Annotated in this window: 14 protein-coding genes; 7 read left to right on the forward strand and 7 right to left on the reverse strand. The window is 58.5% G+C overall.

The window, feature by feature from the left end; genetic code table 11:
- Positions 1-148 precede the first annotated feature (148 nt).
- Positions 149-871 carry a CHAP domain-containing protein gene (locus KYT97_RS19735; protein ID WP_084702573.1) on the forward strand — a complete coding sequence of 241 codons (723 nt, stop codon included), beginning with the start codon at positions 149-151 and terminating at the stop codon, positions 869-871.
- Between the two features lie 19 nt (positions 872-890).
- Here the strand turns inward: KYT97_RS19735 and KYT97_RS19740 are convergent, their stop codons facing one another.
- Together KYT97_RS19740 and KYT97_RS19745 are read right to left on the reverse strand one after the other, a co-directional pair.
- Complete coding sequence (locus tag KYT97_RS19740; protein ID WP_045066129.1) at positions 891-3,455, reverse strand: tetratricopeptide repeat protein; 2,565 nt, start codon at positions 3,453-3,455, stop codon at positions 891-893.
- Positions 3,456-3,457: 2 nt separating this feature from the next.
- Complete coding sequence (locus tag KYT97_RS19745; RefSeq protein ID WP_146153437.1) at positions 3,458-4,114, reverse strand: hypothetical protein; 657 nt, start codon at positions 4,112-4,114, stop codon at positions 3,458-3,460.
- Between the two features lie 339 nt (positions 4,115-4,453).
- On the opposite strand from KYT97_RS19745, the gene KYT97_RS19750 reads away from it, so the two are divergent.
- The 3 genes from KYT97_RS19750 to KYT97_RS19760 are packed head-to-tail and all read left to right on the forward strand — an operon-like array spanning position 4,454 to position 8,822.
- Positions 4,454-5,980 carry a hypothetical protein gene (locus tag KYT97_RS19750; protein ID WP_045066132.1) on the forward strand — a complete coding sequence of 509 codons (1,527 nt, stop codon included), beginning with the start codon at positions 4,454-4,456 and terminating at the stop codon, positions 5,978-5,980.
- The gene (locus KYT97_RS19755) at positions 5,977-7,416 is read left to right on the forward strand and encodes a hypothetical protein (RefSeq protein ID WP_045066133.1); all 1,440 of its coding nucleotides are present in this window, start codon (positions 5,977-5,979) and stop codon (positions 7,414-7,416) included. Before KYT97_RS19750 ends, KYT97_RS19755 begins: the two co-directional genes overlap by 4 nt.
- A complete protein-coding gene (locus tag KYT97_RS19760; RefSeq protein ID WP_045066136.1) occupies positions 7,413-8,822 on the forward strand; it encodes a hypothetical protein in 1,410 nt (469 codons plus the stop codon). Before KYT97_RS19755 ends, KYT97_RS19760 begins: the two co-directional genes overlap by 4 nt.
- Positions 8,823-8,835: 13 nt before the next feature.
- Here KYT97_RS19760 and KYT97_RS19765 read toward each other — a convergent pair whose 3' ends face one another.
- The gene (locus KYT97_RS19765) at positions 8,836-9,213 is read right to left on the reverse strand and encodes a hypothetical protein (RefSeq protein ID WP_106939724.1); all 378 of its coding nucleotides are present in this window, start codon (positions 9,211-9,213) and stop codon (positions 8,836-8,838) included.
- A gap of 117 nt (positions 9,214-9,330) precedes the next feature.
- On the reverse strand, positions 9,331-9,609 hold the full coding sequence (locus KYT97_RS19770; RefSeq protein WP_045066140.1) for a helix-turn-helix transcriptional regulator: 279 nt from the start codon (positions 9,607-9,609) through the stop codon (positions 9,331-9,333).
- Positions 9,610-9,830: 221 nt separating this feature from the next.
- On the opposite strand from KYT97_RS19770, the gene KYT97_RS19775 reads away from it, so the two are divergent.
- On the forward strand, positions 9,831-11,090 hold the full coding sequence (locus KYT97_RS19775; RefSeq protein WP_045066143.1) for a TetR/AcrR family transcriptional regulator: 1,260 nt from the start codon (positions 9,831-9,833) through the stop codon (positions 11,088-11,090).
- A gap of 17 nt (positions 11,091-11,107) precedes the next feature.
- Here KYT97_RS19775 and KYT97_RS19780 read toward each other — a convergent pair whose 3' ends face one another.
- Together KYT97_RS19780 and KYT97_RS19785 are read right to left on the reverse strand one after the other, a co-directional pair.
- Positions 11,108-12,208 carry a ThiF family adenylyltransferase gene (locus tag KYT97_RS19780; RefSeq protein WP_045066145.1) on the reverse strand — a complete coding sequence of 367 codons (1,101 nt, stop codon included), beginning with the start codon at positions 12,206-12,208 and terminating at the stop codon, positions 11,108-11,110.
- Positions 12,208-13,650, reverse strand: coding sequence for a phenylacetate--CoA ligase family protein (locus KYT97_RS19785; protein WP_045066148.1), 1,443 nt, complete (start codon positions 13,648-13,650; stop codon positions 12,208-12,210). The genes KYT97_RS19780 and KYT97_RS19785 overlap by 1 nt, the downstream gene beginning before the upstream one ends.
- Before the next feature lie 404 nt (positions 13,651-14,054).
- Here KYT97_RS19785 and KYT97_RS19790 point away from each other — a divergent pair, with 404 nt between their 5' ends.
- Together KYT97_RS19790 and KYT97_RS19795 are read left to right on the forward strand one after the other, a co-directional pair.
- Positions 14,055-14,537 carry a hypothetical protein gene (locus KYT97_RS19790; RefSeq protein ID WP_045066151.1) on the forward strand — a complete coding sequence of 161 codons (483 nt, stop codon included), beginning with the start codon at positions 14,055-14,057 and terminating at the stop codon, positions 14,535-14,537.
- Positions 14,538-14,560: 23 nt separating this feature from the next.
- Positions 14,561-16,375, forward strand: coding sequence for a TerD family protein (locus KYT97_RS19795; protein WP_052683445.1), 1,815 nt, complete (start codon positions 14,561-14,563; stop codon positions 16,373-16,375).
- Here KYT97_RS19795 and KYT97_RS19800 read toward each other — a convergent pair.
- Positions 16,354-17,799, reverse strand: coding sequence for a phytoene desaturase family protein (locus KYT97_RS19800; RefSeq protein WP_219110503.1), 1,446 nt, complete (start codon positions 17,797-17,799; stop codon positions 16,354-16,356). The genes KYT97_RS19795 and KYT97_RS19800 overlap by 22 nt on opposite strands.
- Positions 17,800-18,171 lie beyond the last annotated feature (372 nt).

Consider the following 18,171-nt stretch of genomic DNA (forward strand, 5'->3'; position numbering starts at 1 on the left):
GCAGTTCTCCTCTTGTGCCGAAAATTGTCCAGGAACGGAGTATTTCATCGTTGATGGAAATCGGCTGTCGTTCGTTTGACCTACACGCGCAAATGATCCGGGGGTTCGGTCCATGACATGAAAGCTCTCGACAACCAAGGAGACCCTCATGACAGTTCGCACACGTACAGCCGTTCTGGCACTTGCCGCTTCGGGACTTGTACTCACCGCACTGACGGCACTGCATGCTCCGGAGGCCGGCGCCGCTATACGGACCGGCAAGGTGATACAGCAGGTTAACGTCCGCAATGCTCCGAATACGAACGGACCGGCGGTTCGGACGATTCCTGCGGGAACCAACGTCGGAATCAATTGTTGGGTACCGGGACAGGCAATCACCGGACCGTACCGGACAACTTCTACGATCTGGTACACCATCGACGGCGGTGGTTATGTCACTGACTCCTACCTCGAGACCGGTTCCAACGCTGCTGTGACTCCCCGGTGTTCCGCCCCCGCTCTTGCGGGTGGTCGGGCCATGGGACGCAGCATGACAGTGAACGACGCTACTCCGGGTCAATGCACTTGGGGTGCAAAGAATTACTGGAAGCAAGCAACCGGCTATTACCCCAATATTCACGGCGATGCCAAGGCCTGGGCCAACGATGCACGTGCAAACGGGTGGACGGTGGTCGCCGACGCTCAGGCACGGAGCATCGTCGTGTTCCAGCCGGGCGTGCATGGTGCCGACCGCAACTTCGGCCACGTGGGGTGGGTCGATTCCGTCGAGAATCGTGCTGACGGTCGGTACATCCGGGGTCGTGATATGAACGGTTACGGGAATTTCGTGCTGAAGGACGTTCCAGGGATGAGTTACATACTCGCACCGTGATTGACGCGCCCACAGGTCGTCAGATCACCGGAACCACGGTGGGTCCCGAGACTGTGCCGTAACGCGTATCCATCGAGCGCAGGTAGCGCTCGAGTGCGATCTGCCCCCCGGGCATCTGCAGTAGCGGAGGTGGGCGCATGGGGAGTGCCGCGCCGGCGACGAGGGCACTTGCACCGCCCATGCCAAGACCAGCGTCGTCGGCGATCTGAGGTGTCGGCGATTCGATGTCGACATCGGTCAGGAACCGATCGGCCGAAATCTCGGCCACGTGCGTTCCGGAGTTGATCGTCGACTCGACGAGCTCGCTCAAGAGCTGTCGATCGCCCAATTTGTCCGCCCACACGAATATCTCCGCCATCCACTGCGAAGCCGTTTTCTCCCAGGAGAGTCGACTACTGGCGATCTCGAACTGGAATCGCTGCGCGTTGACGTACTGAACTGCGGGCAGTGCGAGTTCGAGTGCTTCACGGTAGCGTTCGCCACCGGAGGCCGCAATAATCGATACGGCGGCCAGGAAGTCGCACTTGGCAACATCGATCATGGTCCTCAGCGCCAGGAACAGCTCCCGTGCGGCACCTAGGTGCACCAGTGCAGTGCCGGGACTTCCTTCCATGATTTCGGCGCACGCAAGGTTACGTTGGCACCAGCCGACATTGCGTCTGTAGGCGAGATCGGAACCGAAGTCTTCGATGGCCTCGGTAAGCACCTTCTTGGCTCGAACGAAATCCGAGGTCATGAAAGCAACGACCCCGATATTGCACCGGCAGACGGCCGCTCGCGCGTGTTGCCCCAGACCGGCGAAAAGTTCCGCTGCACTGGAGAACGCCGCCTCGGCAAGGTCGAAGTCTCCTCTCGCGACATGAAGGCCACCCACATTTTGGTCGACCATCGCGACTCGATCGGTCGAGCCGAACGAGTCGAACGCCGCGCGAGCCTTGACAAACGAATTCTCCGCGTCGGCGAGCCTTCCGGCCTCAAGATAGACCTGACTGAGGTGGGAATCGCTGGTCGCAACGCCGAAGCGAATGCCACTGTTCGAAAAGGCTTTTCGTGATTCGAGTAGTGCTTGCTCGGCATCGTCGTATCGACCCAAGGAGAGGAGGCACACGCCGATACTCTGTTGGCATGCGGCAGACTTCTCGACATTCTCCCCGTTCACGAATGCGGCTCGAGCGAACTCGAGCCCGTCAATTGCCGCCTCGTATTCAGCGTTTTGCATCAACACCAGAGCTAACTCTTGCCGACAATCCGCCTCCAACTCGGACTCGCCCAATCCCACGATCAGTGCGAGCGATTGGTTGACAAAGTCTTCCGCTCTGGATAATTCGAGCTTTTCTCGCGCGAGCGCGCCGAAGTATCGTAGGCATGTCGCACGAAGTACCGGCTCTTCCGCGGCGCTGAACTCTGCCAAGGCCGAGATCAGTAGTCGCTCGGCGGAGACCAAGTCACCGAGCTGCATCTGGACTGTGGCCAAGTGCATGTCGCACGTGGCCACAGAAACGATGTCACCAAGGCGTGTGTGAGCTTGTCGCGCACGGTTATAGGCGTCAACTGCATCGGAATGCCTTCCCTGGTCTTCGTAGATCATTCCGAGGCCGACGTCGATACCTGCTGCGTCGTCCGGATGTTCGTCGGCAAACAGATTGCGCGCGGATACCAAGGATGTGATTGCGTCGTCGATCATTCGGAGATGCAACAGCAAGAGTCCCAACTGCCTGTGGCAGTGTGCGCTGCGACTTGGACGGTCTGTGTGCGAGTGCAGCGCGATCGCCGCTCGGTAGGACTCGACTGCGTCTGTCACACGTTTAGCCTCGAAGTAGAGGTCTCCGAGTTGTTCCCAGCAATCTCCCTCTGCATCAGGGACTTCAGCCGTTCGAAAGAAATCGATTGCCGCGTGCAATTCGATTTCGGCGTCAGCAAGGTCCTCGACAGTTGACGTGATTCCGATGAGGTACTGGCACCGAGCAGCTTCCGGACCTTTGTCGACTTCGCGGTAGAGTGTCCGCGCGATGGTGAACTGCGCCTTTGCGGAAGTGATGTCCTCCATCTCGAGGAGACACGATCCACCACCTTCGTGGCAGCGGGCGGACTCCTCTATCTGCCCGGTGGCGAAGAATCCGCGTGCCGCCCGACTGAACGCAGCGTACGCATGCGCGACAGCGCCACTGTCCTCGTACAGTTCGGCGAGCACACCGCAGTATGCGGCTCCGGTCTCGACATCACCCCAGGATTCGAAGAGGTCACATGATCTCTGGAGCCACATGATCGCCTCGCGCTTGTCACCTGTGTCCGCGAGAACGAGGCCGAGTTCGCCGGCACAGTCTGCTGTCAATTCCGGATCGTCGAGATCTGTCAGCAATTCCAGTGCCTGGTGCAACGTTTTGATCGAATCTGCGAATTGTTCGATGTCCGCCTGTGCAATGCCGATCAATCGTAGGCAGTGTGCAATGCCGTGAAGTTCGCCTTCTCTGACACATTCGCGCTGTGCGGCCCGAAGAAGTTCCAGCGCGTCGATGGCGTTGCCATCGGCAAGAAGATCGAGTCCGTCTAGATACAGACGGCTCGGCCAAGGGTGGTGTTTCATTTTCATCGCACTCGGTCGGGCATGAATTTGCCGATCGTCCATCGACCTATTCCGAATACAACTGCATACGTGGCAAACACTGTCAGTGATCCCACAGAATCAACCTCGTCGCAATTGGTGGACATTCCAGATGCCGACGAAAGTAGCACGATAAGTCCCAATGCGGTGCCGACGATCAAGAGTCCCGTCTCAGGCCTCGCTCCGATCGTGCTTCCCAGAATTACAGCCGCAATAATACCGAGTGCAAGTGGAGTGGAACCCGAGGTGACCCCGACAGGAGAGGTGAGAAACAGGACGACATCAATAGCGCCGAACCAGGCCAGGCCGGCGACTGCTGCGCCGTTTATATTCATACCCCCGATAACGAACCCGCACGCAGCGCTGAGGAATGCGATCGCGACGAACAGTGCAACTGCGCTTATCCGCAGCGGTACATTCGTATCTATTCCGCAAATACTTGGCTCAGTGAGTTCTGACATCGCCGGCACCAGGGCTATAAGTCCGATCACGGAGTAGAGCAGGTCAGCCCCGATGGATACCCCTGGCAACGAGCCGAGCAGGGCAACGACCAGGGCGAAGATGCCAACTGCCACTCCCACTTCGGCCGGAGAGCCAAACGTCGGACTCTCGGACGCTGACAGTTGCACAAGCGCACTCACTGCTATGAACCCTGCCAGAAATGAACGTCCAAATCTATTTGAATTCGATGACGGTTTCAATGGGAAGGTTGACCCACCTGGGTGTTCAGCGCGCGATGCTCGCCCGCCGAGCACGAAATACACCACCATCATCAGGAAGGCTAGAACGATGACGATCGCAGTCATAATGGGAAGTGAGTAGACATTGCGACCAGTCCTTCCGTCCGATCCGATATTGGCGAGGTTTCGAATAGGAGGACGATCACCTGCTTGTCGGATAATGATGAAGGAGTTCAGCGCCGGCCGAAAGTCATTCGATGAGACTAATCTACGAAGACGTTTCAATAGGGAGTTGGTGACATGTCGGGGAGCAGTGACTGGGCCGTCAGTGGTTGGTGGATCGGCCGTGAACTCGGCCGTGGTGGTCGTGCCGAGGCAACCCTGACACGAAATGACCTGATCGAATTATGGGTTAAGGCTTCGGCGTCACCGAAACCGAATATCAGGCACTTCGCCGAGGATCTTACGACGTGGACACACGAACTGGGAGCCACTGAATGGGTCGAGACGATGACCACACCCGAGGTTGCGCGGCGTATGCGTCAGGGTGTCAACGAAGTGGCAACAGGTGTCGAAATTTGGGACATGGTGAGCATGATTGCTGCAGAGTATGCGGATCCCTTCGCGCGATGCTCCGCCAATGTTGTTCGGGACGTGAGGGCAGAGCGTCCTAGAGGTCTGTCCACTGCAATGGTTGATTCCATTCGGCCGCTCGAAGAAAACCATCCACGCACCGCTGCGCGAAACGCCATGATCGCAACCGAGCAGTGCGGCACAGTGACATCAACTCGAGATCATGCCGATCGCTTTGTCGAGACCCCGCAGTCGTTCACGAGTGAGATCGTGGCCGCAGCTATGCGGGGGTACAGCGGAAAGTTGGTGGACTATCTGGATCGAATCGCCGACGATGACGGCAATGAAGACCTCGAAATCCTCAGCAGCGCAATCGAAGATATGACCATCAGATATGGTGAACCCGACGTTGCGGATCGCTCCCCGTCAGCAGAGGAAATCGAGTTTGTCGAGCGAACTCTCGAGTCCTATCTCAATCGACGAATTGTCGACACCGGAGATCTCGACAGGCCACTGATCCAAGGAAGCAACCTGTACACCAGCTCCGACGTCGTGGGCGAGACATGGCGCCGTGCACGTCGAAATATGTTGAAGCTTCATATCGCCGAAATTGAACTGACCGATGACCTCGTGACACGCGTCTACAAATCGAATCGCCACCGTGCGACGCAGGATCTGCGGCGGAAACTGTTCCGGTCAGCTGATCGGACGGCCCACGCGCAACACCCTGAGAGCTATGGTCTTGAACACACTGAACTTGCGCTCGGCTACCGAGGTGCGTTGATGAGGCTTCTGTTCGCCCGCGCGCGTACGTACGTGATGGACAGCTCGATCGAGTCGAGTCATCCGTGGGGCGAAAAATACGAAGGGCCGCTGCCGTGTTGGGAACGCGAGGTAGTTCTCGGCATACTGCAATCTGATGCCGAGACCGTGGTCGATGGTTCCGTCCCCGAGGTCGCAGCATTCATAGATCGAGGTGCAGTTCGGCCAATGGTGCGTCACCTGCTCGAAGTACACAGACCCACGAACACCCTCGCCCCTAGTCCGACCAAATCGGTTGCGCTGGTCATGCAACTCTTACAGGGGGCCCTGGCAATGGCAATCAATGACGACGACATCTTTGCCGGCGACGGTATCGAACTCGTCGGAAAGAAGGCCGCAGGACAAACCTGGACGCAGAAATCTGCCGAAATCATTCGGAGGCTTCGGACACACCGCGACGAATGGACCGAGTTGACGGAGACGAACAAGTGAGTGCATCGAAATACCCGCGCTCGATACGACGCGATGGCGGCGATCTCTCTTGGGATAGTGACGTTGCTCCCGCGGTTGCAGAAGTTGCGGTGTCCATCGCACCCGGCGTTGTAGTAGTCGTCGACGCTGCGGACACGTCGACGGTCCTGCGTTGGCATGTGGCCGAGGGCGGTGGGATCAGGGCGCTGGCCGCGGCCTGTGTGGAACCTGGCCTTGGCGGAATCCTCGAACGTGCGGCCAGTGGCATCGAAAGCGAATGTGACGCTGTTCATCTCGATGCACGGTGGACTCGTCTGGGTCTGACCGCGGCCTGTGGTCGCTGGTCGATGGTTCGGATGAACGAGAGCGTACTGGTGTTGGACGGCGCTGCTGCACGACACCGAATCGGCGATACCACCGCGGCTGCTCGCCTTTTTGCGGTTGCGTCTGCAACTCTCGAAGGGTTGGGGGTGGATTGTTTGAACGGTGAGATGTCCAGCAGCGCAGCCAAAGAGATGGCGATCGTGACGCTGGAAGCGGCAGAAGCGGTATCCGAAACGACGTGGGGTTACGTTCTGATGGACCTCGCTGCCCGAGTGCAGGCCGCCACCGCGTTCGACGACGACACGCTGCGGCAGTGGATCGAAGATCTGGTGGAAACACAATCGTTGAGCTTGGTGGATACGGATATGGCCGGTGGCGGAACTCGCTCTCGTGCTTCGGTCTTCAGTGGGTACATCGATCCGCATGTGGTACCTCCGCGGATTCTCGCGTGGCGTGGTGCGAGCACGCCGGAAATCGAAGCGACTTATCGCGTGGAGGGGGAGACGGGGAGAGTGATTTTGTCCGCACAATTGGCGCAAGGCATCGATCCCCACTCCCGCGAAGCCGGAGAGATGTTGGCGTACGCTGCAAATCGCAGATCAGGGCAGCTTCTCGTTAGCGTTCCGATGGTGGCCGATGGAACCAGCCTGATCGGGATAATGGAGATCGACGAGGATTCCCTTTCCGACATATGTTTCGGGATCTTTTGTGCTTCTAGCGATCCTCGCGATCTCCGTGCCGGCGATTCGGCCGGTGTGCTGGTCGATGTCGATCGGCTCATGCTGGAAGCGTGGGGATTGCAACGCGCGAAGTTGGCCGCCCTGTACGTCGCGAACTCGACGTCGGAGTCGGAGGCTCGTAGAGCTGTGACGTCGGCAGCGCGCGGATTCACTCGGGAGGCATTGGATGCGGCTGAATCAGCGGTGGAGAAATTGACTTGGCTGAATGATGAATTCGGTCGCGACAGTCAGTCGTGGGGTGCCCTGCTGGAAAGCAGAATCGAGGCAATCGAGCGCTTCATGGCAGCTGTGGAGGATGACAGGGCTGAACCACCAGGCACGCAGCCGCTATTGGCCGAATTGTTGATCACGCCGTCGGATGACGACAATGACCGCTCGGACGGGCGATCGTGACTCTCAGGTTCGAGAATCGCTCGGTTGTTCTTGTGCGAGCCGCCGATGCGGGCCCCACGTACATGTCATGGACGTGGATGGATACTCCAGACGTTCCCCATGCCGAACGTCTGGACAGCGAGAACCTTTCCGCAGCCATGACAATGCTCGATCAAGCCCTGTTGTCGCCATTGCCGTTGGGCCGGGGAGAACAGTCACAGGTCGAGTCCAAAGAGGATGCGGCGAGTCGGGCGCTGTTGCAGGGTGCGTTCGCCAGCCTCGACGGTGAACGGAAATTGGCTGCGTTGCTCACCGAGGCTGCGCTTCCGACGACGTTGCGCCGACAGATCTGTGAGCGATTCGAATCCCACGGAACAGTTCACGTCAGGATCACCCCTAGTCCTCGGATCGCACGTGTTCCCTGGGAATTGCTTTTCGCGGACGCCGATCGGAGATTGCTGGACATTGCGCTGGTGACCTTCGACCCGCCGGCGACAGTTCACACTCGTCGAAGTGTGCTGCCCCCGAACTGGGAAGATGTGCGTCACCTTCCTCCACTTCATGTCCTCGATCCACGTCTGCCCCCGAGTGCCCTCGAACGCGGCTTTCGGCAAACTTTGTCGGGTTTGTCGAAAAATGCACTGCTCGATGGCATTTCGGAAGAACTCGAATCGGTTTTCGGGGATCAAGCTGTCAAGATGGACGTGCCGAGAAAATTCGACCGAATTGCGTTGTCAGACGCTCTGAAGAACGGGAGATCTCGGTTGTTCTATTTCGGGCATGTATCCTCGAGTCCCGACGAACCAGGGTCTGCGTCTATTCACCTGTTCGATACGGTTGGCCCCCGGACTTCTGGGCGTGGGCAATGGGGAATGGCAGAGCCATTTCGATCGGCGACGGCACCCGGTCATGCGGCGTCGCCCAGCCAAGACCGTCACCTACCCTTGTGCGCACTGGATTTCCTTCTTGGTACTCAGCAGTGTTCGGACGAGCGCGTGTGGAGTCGGTACGGATCGGATCGAAGGAATTACGGCTTCGAAATCTGGCCTATTCCATGTCGTGTAGCTCTCATAGCGTGTGAGGGTGGCGTGGATTTCCGATCGGCCGAGACTTTCGGTTTGGTGATTGCGTTGGTGGACTCTGGGGCTTCGCTGGTGACCACTACCCGCTGGACGCTTCCGACCGATAGTGCTTTCCACAGCATCGGAAAAGTGCGGCGATCAACGCTTCCCACAGTCGAATTAGCGCTGGTTGTCGATCGCGCGCATGGTGGGCCCAACGCGGTGGAGGCCGTGACCCATTGGCAACGTGAACAATTGCGCTTGTGGGAATCCAACTCGGGTGATCTGGCTTATTCACCGATTGTGTGGGCATCGCTTACGCACACTGTTGCTGAAGCTCGACAGGTGGAGTCCACCGAATCATAGAGGGGGTTGAATCTTAGGAGCGATTGAACTTTCCCGAGTCGACCGAAGCACTCAGTTCCTGAGGAACTGTGTGGGTGAGGTAGTTCCGCAATTTGTCGTTGACCGCGATTCCCACTGCCCCCGCAGTGCTCAGATACGCAGCCAACTTTGCGTGATCGAAGTTCGGCGCGCTGCCCAGCTGATGCAACTCTGCCCAAGTGATGTCTTCACGTCCGATCGTTAACTCGTGCAACAACTCCCACGACGCCGATTCTATTGCCCGCAATAGGCTATCCTCGTCGATGTTCTCCCTGGGTGATCGGCACAAGCGGAGAATCTCGTCGCGTACGGTGGCGTATTCCGGGATGGCGACCATCATGTAGATCGACCATCGTGGATCGCCGTCGTCCATCGAAGACCCCCCGAGTGAGGCGGCGTCAGCGAACGCCGCGCGCCTCACTCTAGGTTTCGATTTTCGCATCGGGTATCGAGTGAACGACCGACAGATGCGTGGGAGGCGCGGGGTCTGTTAGAGCTCGTCGATCCCGATAAGTCCGTCCTGGAGTGCCCGCGCAAGCAACGCGGCTTTGGTCGGAGCGGTTCTCCCAGCCTCGTCGTACTTGCCGCGAATTCGAGTGAGATGAGTGTTGACCGTTCCCGGTGCGATGTACAGCCTTCGCGAGACTACGGATTTGGAGTCGCACTGAATCCACGCGAGTAAAACCTCCTTCTCGCGCGTACTGAGGCCCGGATCGATGCGGCGTGGACGATTGTCATTGTTGTTCGGGTCGCAGTCACTGGAGATCATGTGGGCGTCCTTGGTGTCCGGGCGCCACCTTTGGTGGCGATGGTTTCTTGACTCCTATGAAAAGCGAGATTTTTCGGGAGGTCACTCCCTCTGGTGATTGCAGGTTCATTCACGTGATAGTGAACACTCTCAATTCGGGGCGAAAATGGGCTGTAGCTGGGTAAAGTGTTCTTCGGGATATAGCCGTGGAAAGTTGTTACTGGACACCGAAAGGGCAAGACATGTCGGACGATGCCACGGCCGTGCAATTCATCGATGCCGGAGTGGCATCGTTGACAGAGAACTCGCGGGATTTCCTCCGACGTGGATTGCGAATTGACGACGTTGTCAATCAGGCAGGTTCGTCGTCGGCAACGTTCTTTCGAAAATTCAACAGTAAGGCGGTTTTTGTCGAGGCCGTGCTTGCGCGGTTGAGCGAATCCAATTGGAACTCGACTGACGAGGTCAGGGATATGGTGCGTGGCCAGTTGCAGGCCTGCGGCAATTCGCTCCGCCCGGCGGTCACCGCACTGGTTGCCGAAGCGTTCCGCCCGTTGGTGGACCGATCTTCCGTAACCGAGAATCTCTTGTCTCATGTGTTTGCGCACAATCACAGAGGTACTGCGCAGGCCGTGAAGAATGATTACGTTCAGCGGGACGCTCTGGTTTTGGCCGCATATGAAGGCTTGTTCGAACAGGCCGACGCCGCATTCCGGAGGCCGTTTACCGCAAGATCCTTTGCAGCGGCATTCAATGCCATTCTCGATGGCTTCCGGATTCGGAGTCTGGCTGACCCCGAGTCCGTGTCCGCCACGGTTGTCTCCGATGCACTGTTCGCCTTTCTCGGGGCAGTGGTCGACACTTCCGGGCGTCACCAACATCTCGACGATATGGTCGGCAATGTTGATGCTCCTCCCTCGCTCGGACCGCTGCCCCGAGATCCCCGGGCAGCTATTCTTGCCGCTGCCCGGGGTGAATTCGGGAAACGCGGATATTTCATGACTCAGGTAGACGACATTGCAGACAACGCGGGTGTTCCGCGCCCGACCGTCAAGAAACTGTTCCCAACCAAGCCTCATATTCTTGTTGCAGCGCTACAGGGGAGGGTGGACATTCTTCGAGAAACCGTTGCCGACGATGTGTTGATCGGCCTGGACGAGATCACGATCGTCGAGAATTACATGCTTCGCTGTGCGCAACTCGCGACAGACGAGACCGAATTCATGGACGCCCTGTTGGTCGCAGTCGCCCACGACACGTACGGCGAGCCGGAAAGTTTGCTGTCACTGAAAACGCAACTCAACCTTCCGGCCATCATCGCACCGGTTGTTCAGCAAGGTCAGGACAACGGGTTGTTCTCGACTATCGGCACGCCGATAGACATCGCCGCCGGTTTGACGAACGCTCTCCTGCTGCGTTGTTTCACCCGGCGGACCGAGACGCCTGAGGACAACGCCGCTTTTGTCGGTGGTCTGCTGCTGCGCGGGTTGACCAGACCCTGAACGTATCCGTACGCCGATCATTCGGCCATGAGTGCCGTGAATGTGCGTTCGTCGAGTTCATTCCAGCGACGAGTTGAGTTGGCGCCGTCGCCGAGCAAGACCTGGTCCAGATCGAAGCGGTATCGACGCGACGGTAAGTCCGCCCCGCATACCAACAACCGTGCCGCTAATGCCGCGACGGACCCTGCTGCAGTGGCAGCGGTGCCCAACTGCGGCCATGAGGGCAATGTCCGACCGACCTGTGTGAGTGAGTAGCGAGTTCTCGGAGTGACCTTGCTTCCGACAATCGCATTGGCTATCCGTGCCCGATTCTCGGGATCGCGAAGTTGGTCGTCGGTCAATCCGATCAGCTCTCCGGCTTTGCCGTGAAACGGGGGATAGTCGGGATCCAGATCGTAGCGCTCGATATCGAGAATCACGTTGTCGCCGTTATCCGTAGCCATCACGACCGGTATGCCCTTTGCCCGTGCGCGCAGGCGAATGGCGACTTTCATCGCGAGGTCGTCCATTTCCTCTACGAGTACCGACAAGGATGCGGCATCGATGCCTCCCAAGAATCGGTCCGATTCGGTTTCCGAGTACCCGCGCGGGAAGGAATCTATGTGGGTGTAGGGATCAGTTTCGAGTAGACGGCGTTGCGCAAGAGTCACTTTCGACTCTCCCAAGTCGCAGACGGACGCAGCGAGGCGATTGAGATTACTGGGCCCCAATGTGTCAGGATCTGCGATGCGAAACCGACGCGCGCCTGTCAAGGAGCAGACGGAGACGACCGACGATCCAACGCTGAGTCCGGCTACCCCGATCAATGCCCGACCCCACGCGTGTTGCTCGTCGTCGTCGAGGAGATATCGGTTTCGAGTGGTTCGCAGGCGGTAGAAGTTCTCGGCGTCAGGCAACCGAACGATTGCCGACCGCCACGGGTAGACGACGTACCGACTTGCGCATTCGATGGTGCGCTCGTCGTTCCACCTGTTCGGATCGCCATCTCCGAACGAATCGATGACGGTCAACTCCGAGCGCGCGGATTTCCAACCGTCGACAAATCGTAGACCCGATTCGGGTCGTAGCAGAGTTCGAATGCGGTCGGAGTCTTGTGTGGGATGCAGTATTTCGATCATTATGCGCCTACCTTTTCCACCTGTGTTTGCTTGATTTCGTATTGAAAGTCGGTGCTTCCGAACAGGCAAAAGTGCACTTTCGGCTTTGCGCGGTCACCCAAAATCTGCACCAGTTCGCGGTATTCGCTGCTCGAGGCAGCAAGAGCCTCGACCACCGTTCGGCGAATCAGTTCAGCGCATGCGGTATTCCCACGCGTGTCCAGAGTCTTGTCGCGTCGCAATTCGACTCGCAGCTCCAATGTGTCGCGCAGGTCGGCGCCGGGTCGCCGAGCGAGTACAGATTTTCCGGTGATCGTGTCGACCAACTGCGGGTGCGACAGCGCGGCACGGATGGGTTCGGGATACAGATTGACCGCGTAGAACGACATGGCGACGTCGGCACGCCGCTTCAGGACGATGAAACCCGCTCTTGCGGAAGATGTTCGAAGATCCAGGTCGTGCCCGAGTTCGGTCAGATATCGACTGGTGTCGTGCTGGCTCAGAATTCGGCCGATGTCATTGATTCGGTAGCGGATCAGCGGAATCGTATTGTCGACCGTGAACAGCAAATGACCCTCCTCGTCGATTTCCGTGTAGCGATACGAAGGGTCGTATTCGACGAGAGTCGACGACGCGGCAGCACCACCGAACAGCGCCTCGTCGACATCGTGATGTTCGAGGGCAAGACGGCGTAAGGAAATCGATGTTGGCGTCTCGTGCCCCATCATCCCCGCGTCGGCGGTGCCGTAGACAAGGCATATGTCTTGCGGGCGACCGGACTTGCCGATCAGATCCAGCACGCCGTCGCGCCAGGATTCTCCGATGCTCTCGCCGGCAAGCAGCAACTTCAGGTCCTGGTTGAGGACCACCGGATCCGCGCCGTCGAGAACGTCACGGACGAATGGTGGATAGCCTGCGATTACGACTTGATCGTGGTGTTTGCCGAGCGTTGCGATGTTCTCACGAACCGTCTCGATGTCCACCCCTGGAGCTATGACGGACAACGGGAACCCACGCTGATTCAGTTCTTCCGCCGCGCGCAATGTATATGTTCCACCGATCCAGTTGCCCATCGCGAAGCAGACAACGAGCAACGTCGAACGCTTGTCAGCATCGAATTGCCGCATGATGCGCCCATGGAGCGCAACGCTGTGTGCCAGAGATGCAGCGGACCGTGGCCAGTGCGTCGGCCGACCGGAGGATCCCGAGCTCGACGACCAGATTCGTGCTCCTGTGACATCGCCGCCAAGCATGAGATCTTTCAGCTCGTACGCAGCAATGTAGTTACTTTTCGACGTCGTGGGAATCTTCGTGAAGTCGTCCACGCCATGGATCTCGTCTGGATCGAATCCTTGTTCTGACAAGAATTGTGTGTAGGCGGGTACGACGTCAACCGCACGCCGGAAAATGGCCAATGCGTGATCGGCGCCTGGTGAAGTGGGTGACGAACTGGTCGGATGCATCAGGGCGGGTCCTTTCGTGTGGCGAGTTCTGATGTCGCCGTGCACACGAGAGACCGAACCCCCGGAGCATCACCGGGAGCCGATGGTTGCCGAGAATCGTGAGGTAGTCAGGACCGGAAATCGCCCATGTCAGTCGATCGGACTATTGAACGGACGGTCAACTGTGGTGCAAGGTTTTTTGACGCAGCAACCACAAACGAAGGAGTTCGACATGGCGGAATGCAGGAAGTGTCACAGGCCGGTTCATGACTGCTCGGCGTGCAACGGAGGACGAGCGAGCGGCATGTTCGGAAAGCTCACATGCAGCAAGTGCAACAACACCGGCTCGACATGCAATGAACACGGCGGCTACTGGAAGTAGAGCCCTCGGAGGGCCGCCCCGTATCTTCATGAGAGGAAGCTTCGTGCAGATTTTCCTGGCTTTTTTGATCGTCACGATAGTGGGTTTTGTTTCAGCACTTGCAGTTGGCGGCGGGGCGGCATTCTGGTTTGCCATCGCATGGTTTGTGGGCCTGGTGATCCTCAGTTTGGTTCTCGGCGCATACGCCAAACGGCAGATAGATCTAGCGCATTCCGCTGATCCCCCGACAATCCAACAAGTAATCGAAAGCCATTTCAGTGGGGTTGGATGGAAGAACGTCCAGGGTGACGGTTTGATGAACTTCCAGTCGCGAGGGATCGGGATCAATTCGTGGAACTCGAAGAACCCCGTGGTGTCAGTCAGCCTTTCGCCGACTGTCGACGGCGGTACTGAAGTGTCAATCTGGATGTCGGAGTGGATGACTCGAACGGGGATTGTCTCTTCCTGTGACAGAGTTGTATCCAAGCGATGGACTTTGCTCAGGAAACTCGCTGCACTCGAAGGTGAGTCCGAGGTTCGGCTGTAGCAGGATTAGAAGGGCTGTGCATCATGGGAATGTTCTCCCGAACCAAGGCGCCGACCACCGACTGGACCACTGAACGCATTGCGGCAGTTCCCAACTGGGCGGCCCACCAAAGCCTGCGGCCCGGACTATCCGACGTGGCACAGGAATTGGTCGACAGCCACTCGGGAAGTTTCAACGCCATCGACGTGGACAAGGTTGTCCAGGCCATCGTAAACATTGTGGAATCTATTGCTGTAAAACACCTTCCGGGCAACGCGGATGCGATCAGCGCAATCGTGCGTCGTCCCGGGCCTGAACGCGACGACATCTGGAATTACTTCACTCATTGCGCTGCCAAAGGTGTTGCGGTGTCGGAACATATCGGCGGGATTCTGGTCGGACCACAAATGGCCGAAACTTTCGAGACCATGGCCCGAGAAGGACATTTCTCGAAGTCCGGGAATGTCACTCCTGAAGGCCTACCGATTCTGTCTCCGGATTCGAGTGACACGACAACGTTGAGTGACCCGGGACTCGGTGAGAATGACCCGATACAGATAGCGTTCGGGCTGATGTCCAGCGTTGGTCTGAGCCTCGTCGTCTACGGTCCGTCGGATTTGGCGAGTTGTTTCACTGCCGTCGCCGGCGTGATTCCCGCGTTCCGCGGTTCTGCGACGGAGGGTGGATGGCTTGGATCGTTCTCGAGCATCGAGAATGTGTTGTGGTTCGGGATCGAGAGCGCAGACAGTTCTGCGATCATCGTTACCGTTCTGCCGGATGCGGACTCTGGGCGGGTGCTCCGTGAATTCGTCAATCCACTCGGCGCTCTGGATGGGTCATGGTTCACCGCCTTGGCGCAGAAAACGTTGGTGCCCAGCACCTTTGCCGATATCTTCGGCAGGTCGGTTCATCGTCGGATTTGGCACCTTCCAGGTCTCGAACATCTCAGACCACACGATCACGGACCGATTGAGCTTTCGTGGGATTTCAAGCGCCGGCTGGCGGGGGCCGGGTGGGACTCTCTCGACGGTGACAACTACAAGAAGGACGTACCTTCTCCGGAGGGTTCGTCGATTGTGTATTTTGCGCCGTGGAGAGATAAACACTGCGTCTTTCTCGTGCTCGGGCCTTCGGAGAACGGGCAGATTCCCGAGAACTTGCGCGGTGTCGATCTGGACGACTGCCAGATCGGCGTCGAGTACGAACACATCACCTTGATCAAACCGCTGTATTCGTCACCCTCGTTGTCGGACGTGCAGGCTGCGACGGAGCGTGTCCTCGACCGGGCGAGGTTCCTGTTCTCGAGCGAGACATCCAGTGTGCCGGATATCTTGACGTTGACCAAAGGTGCGAACACTCCCGTCCGGGCGCCCCTGATTCGTGTTGCGCTTGCGTGGCACGGCAACCCAGCCGAAGCCAATGTGGATACGTCGGCACTGCTTCTCGGAGCAAACGAGAGGGTGCAATCGGATAGTGATTTTGTCTTCTACAACCAGCCGGTTCATGCCACCGGTGCTGTGGGCTACGAATCTCGCCAGGTAGCGAACGGTGTTCCCGGTTGTGATTCCATCCGGATGGACTTACCCCGCGCGGCAACGTACACCGACAAGATCGTGATTGTCGGATCGATCGACCGTGGGCAGTTCTCGGGTCTTCGTGGTCTCCATGCGACCGTCGTCGATCTGAGTACCGGTCATCCTGTGATCAACTTTCCGATTGACGGACTCACGTCTGAAACCGCGTTGGTGGTCGGAGAGCTGTACCGCCGCAACGGTGAATGGAAGTTTCGGGCAGTGGGGCAAGGCTATGCCTCTGGTCTGCGCGGTGTCGCAACGGATTACGGAATCAACGTGGACTGAAGTGCCACCTGCGCCGCGTTGTAGCCGCACATCCCGTGGACGCCGCCGCTCGGGGGAGTTGCTGACGAGCAGAGGAAGACACCAGGAACTCCGGTGGCATAAGGATCCAACCCGAACCTGGGGCGGGCGATGAGCTGCCTCGGTGTGTTTGCTCCGGCAGAAATGTCCCCGCCGACGTAATTGGGGTTGTAGGCCTCCATCTGCGGGACGTTGCGAACATGCACGCCGACGATCCGGTCCCGGAAACCGGGTGCGAAGCGTTCGATCTGCCGAGTGACGGACTCGGTGACATCACCCGAATATCCATGCGGGACATGTGCATACGACCAGAGTGGGTGGATGTCTCCCACTGATCGTGATGGGTCGGCCAGGAATTGCTGACCCACGAGAATGAATGGTGCTGAGGGCATTTCACCCCGGGCGGTCTGACGTTCGACGGCGGCGATTTCCGGCATCGATCCGGCGAGATGCAAGGCGCCGGCTTTTCGGGCGTGTGGATTCGTCCACGGTACGACGGTTCCGTCGGAGTCGCCGCGCACGGCGTAGTCGACTTTGTAGGCGGCTGGTCCGTAGCGGTAGCGACGGTAGGCGCGCGCAATGCGATCGGGCTGATGACCGTCGAGGAGTCGTGCCGCGGCGTCGGGTGCGAGGTCGAGCATCACGATGTCGTAGCCAGCCAACGGGGAGAAGTCGGTGACCCGGTTTCCGGTTTCGACGGTGCCGCCGAGGCTGCGCAGAATGGAGGTCAGAGCAGCGGCAATAGAGCCGGAGCCGCCGCGGGCGACTGGCCAGCCGTGTGCGTGGGCGCCTGCGGTGAGCATGAGTCCGCCCGCACTGGACAATGGGGTAGTCAGCGCACCGAACATGTGCGCGGCGCTGCCACCGAACAGCGCCCGGGTCTGTGGGGTCTTCCACATACGTGCGAAACCAGCTGCGGGGAGAATCGCGCCGGCGCCGAACCTGGCCAGTATCAGCGGGTGTTTCGGGATATGGACGATCGGTTGAAAGACGTCCTCGACCAACGCGTCGAAGTGCTCCGACAGATACCCGAATACCGAGCGCCACCGCTTACCGTCGACGCCCATCTCGTCGGCAGTTCGGTCGATATCGCGCCACAGAACCCCGGCGGTCCCGTCGTCGAGTGGATGGACCAGATCGATTTCGGGCCAGAGCCATTCCAATCCGTGATCGGCGAAACCGAATTCCCGGTCGAGTCCGCGGAAGAACGGTGATGCCAGCGCGGTGGGATGGAAGCCCGCGCAGTCGTCGTGGATGAGTCCGTCGACAATGTATTCACTGCTGCGGGTGCCGCCGCCGATCTTGTCGGCGCCTTCGATGACGTGGACCGCGATACCGTGTCGGGCGAGTTCGATTGCCGCTGCCAGTCCGTTGGGGCCGCTGCCCACGACCACCGCTGTTGTCATGCGGCTGAGCGTACGGAAATCGCAGGGAGCGTAGGGAAATCACACGAATGAGATTCCGTTAACAATTGATGCCGCAGCAGCCCTTGGTTGATCGATCAACTTTTGCTACAGTTTCAGACACACTGGCCGCAGCTGATCTTTATCGCTGCGGCCAGTTGTTGCATTTGTCGCACTTTTAGGCCGGTTGCCTGGGGATTCGGTATCCTGTGAAGCGGAACTTTTCTGCACGAACGCAGCCCTGAATCTTTCCGAGGCGCTCTCGGGCGTCCTGCATCGCCGCAGTTCAGAGCAAATATAGGGCTACCTTAGTTGCGCGCATGCTGGGGTTCTGAATTATCGTTTTCGTTACACGGTTGACTCGCAGAAGTTTCA

It is taken from the genome of Rhodococcus globerulus (genome assembly GCF_019334125.1).
GTDB lineage: Bacteria > Actinomycetota > Actinomycetes > Mycobacteriales > Mycobacteriaceae > Rhodococcus_F > Rhodococcus_F globerula.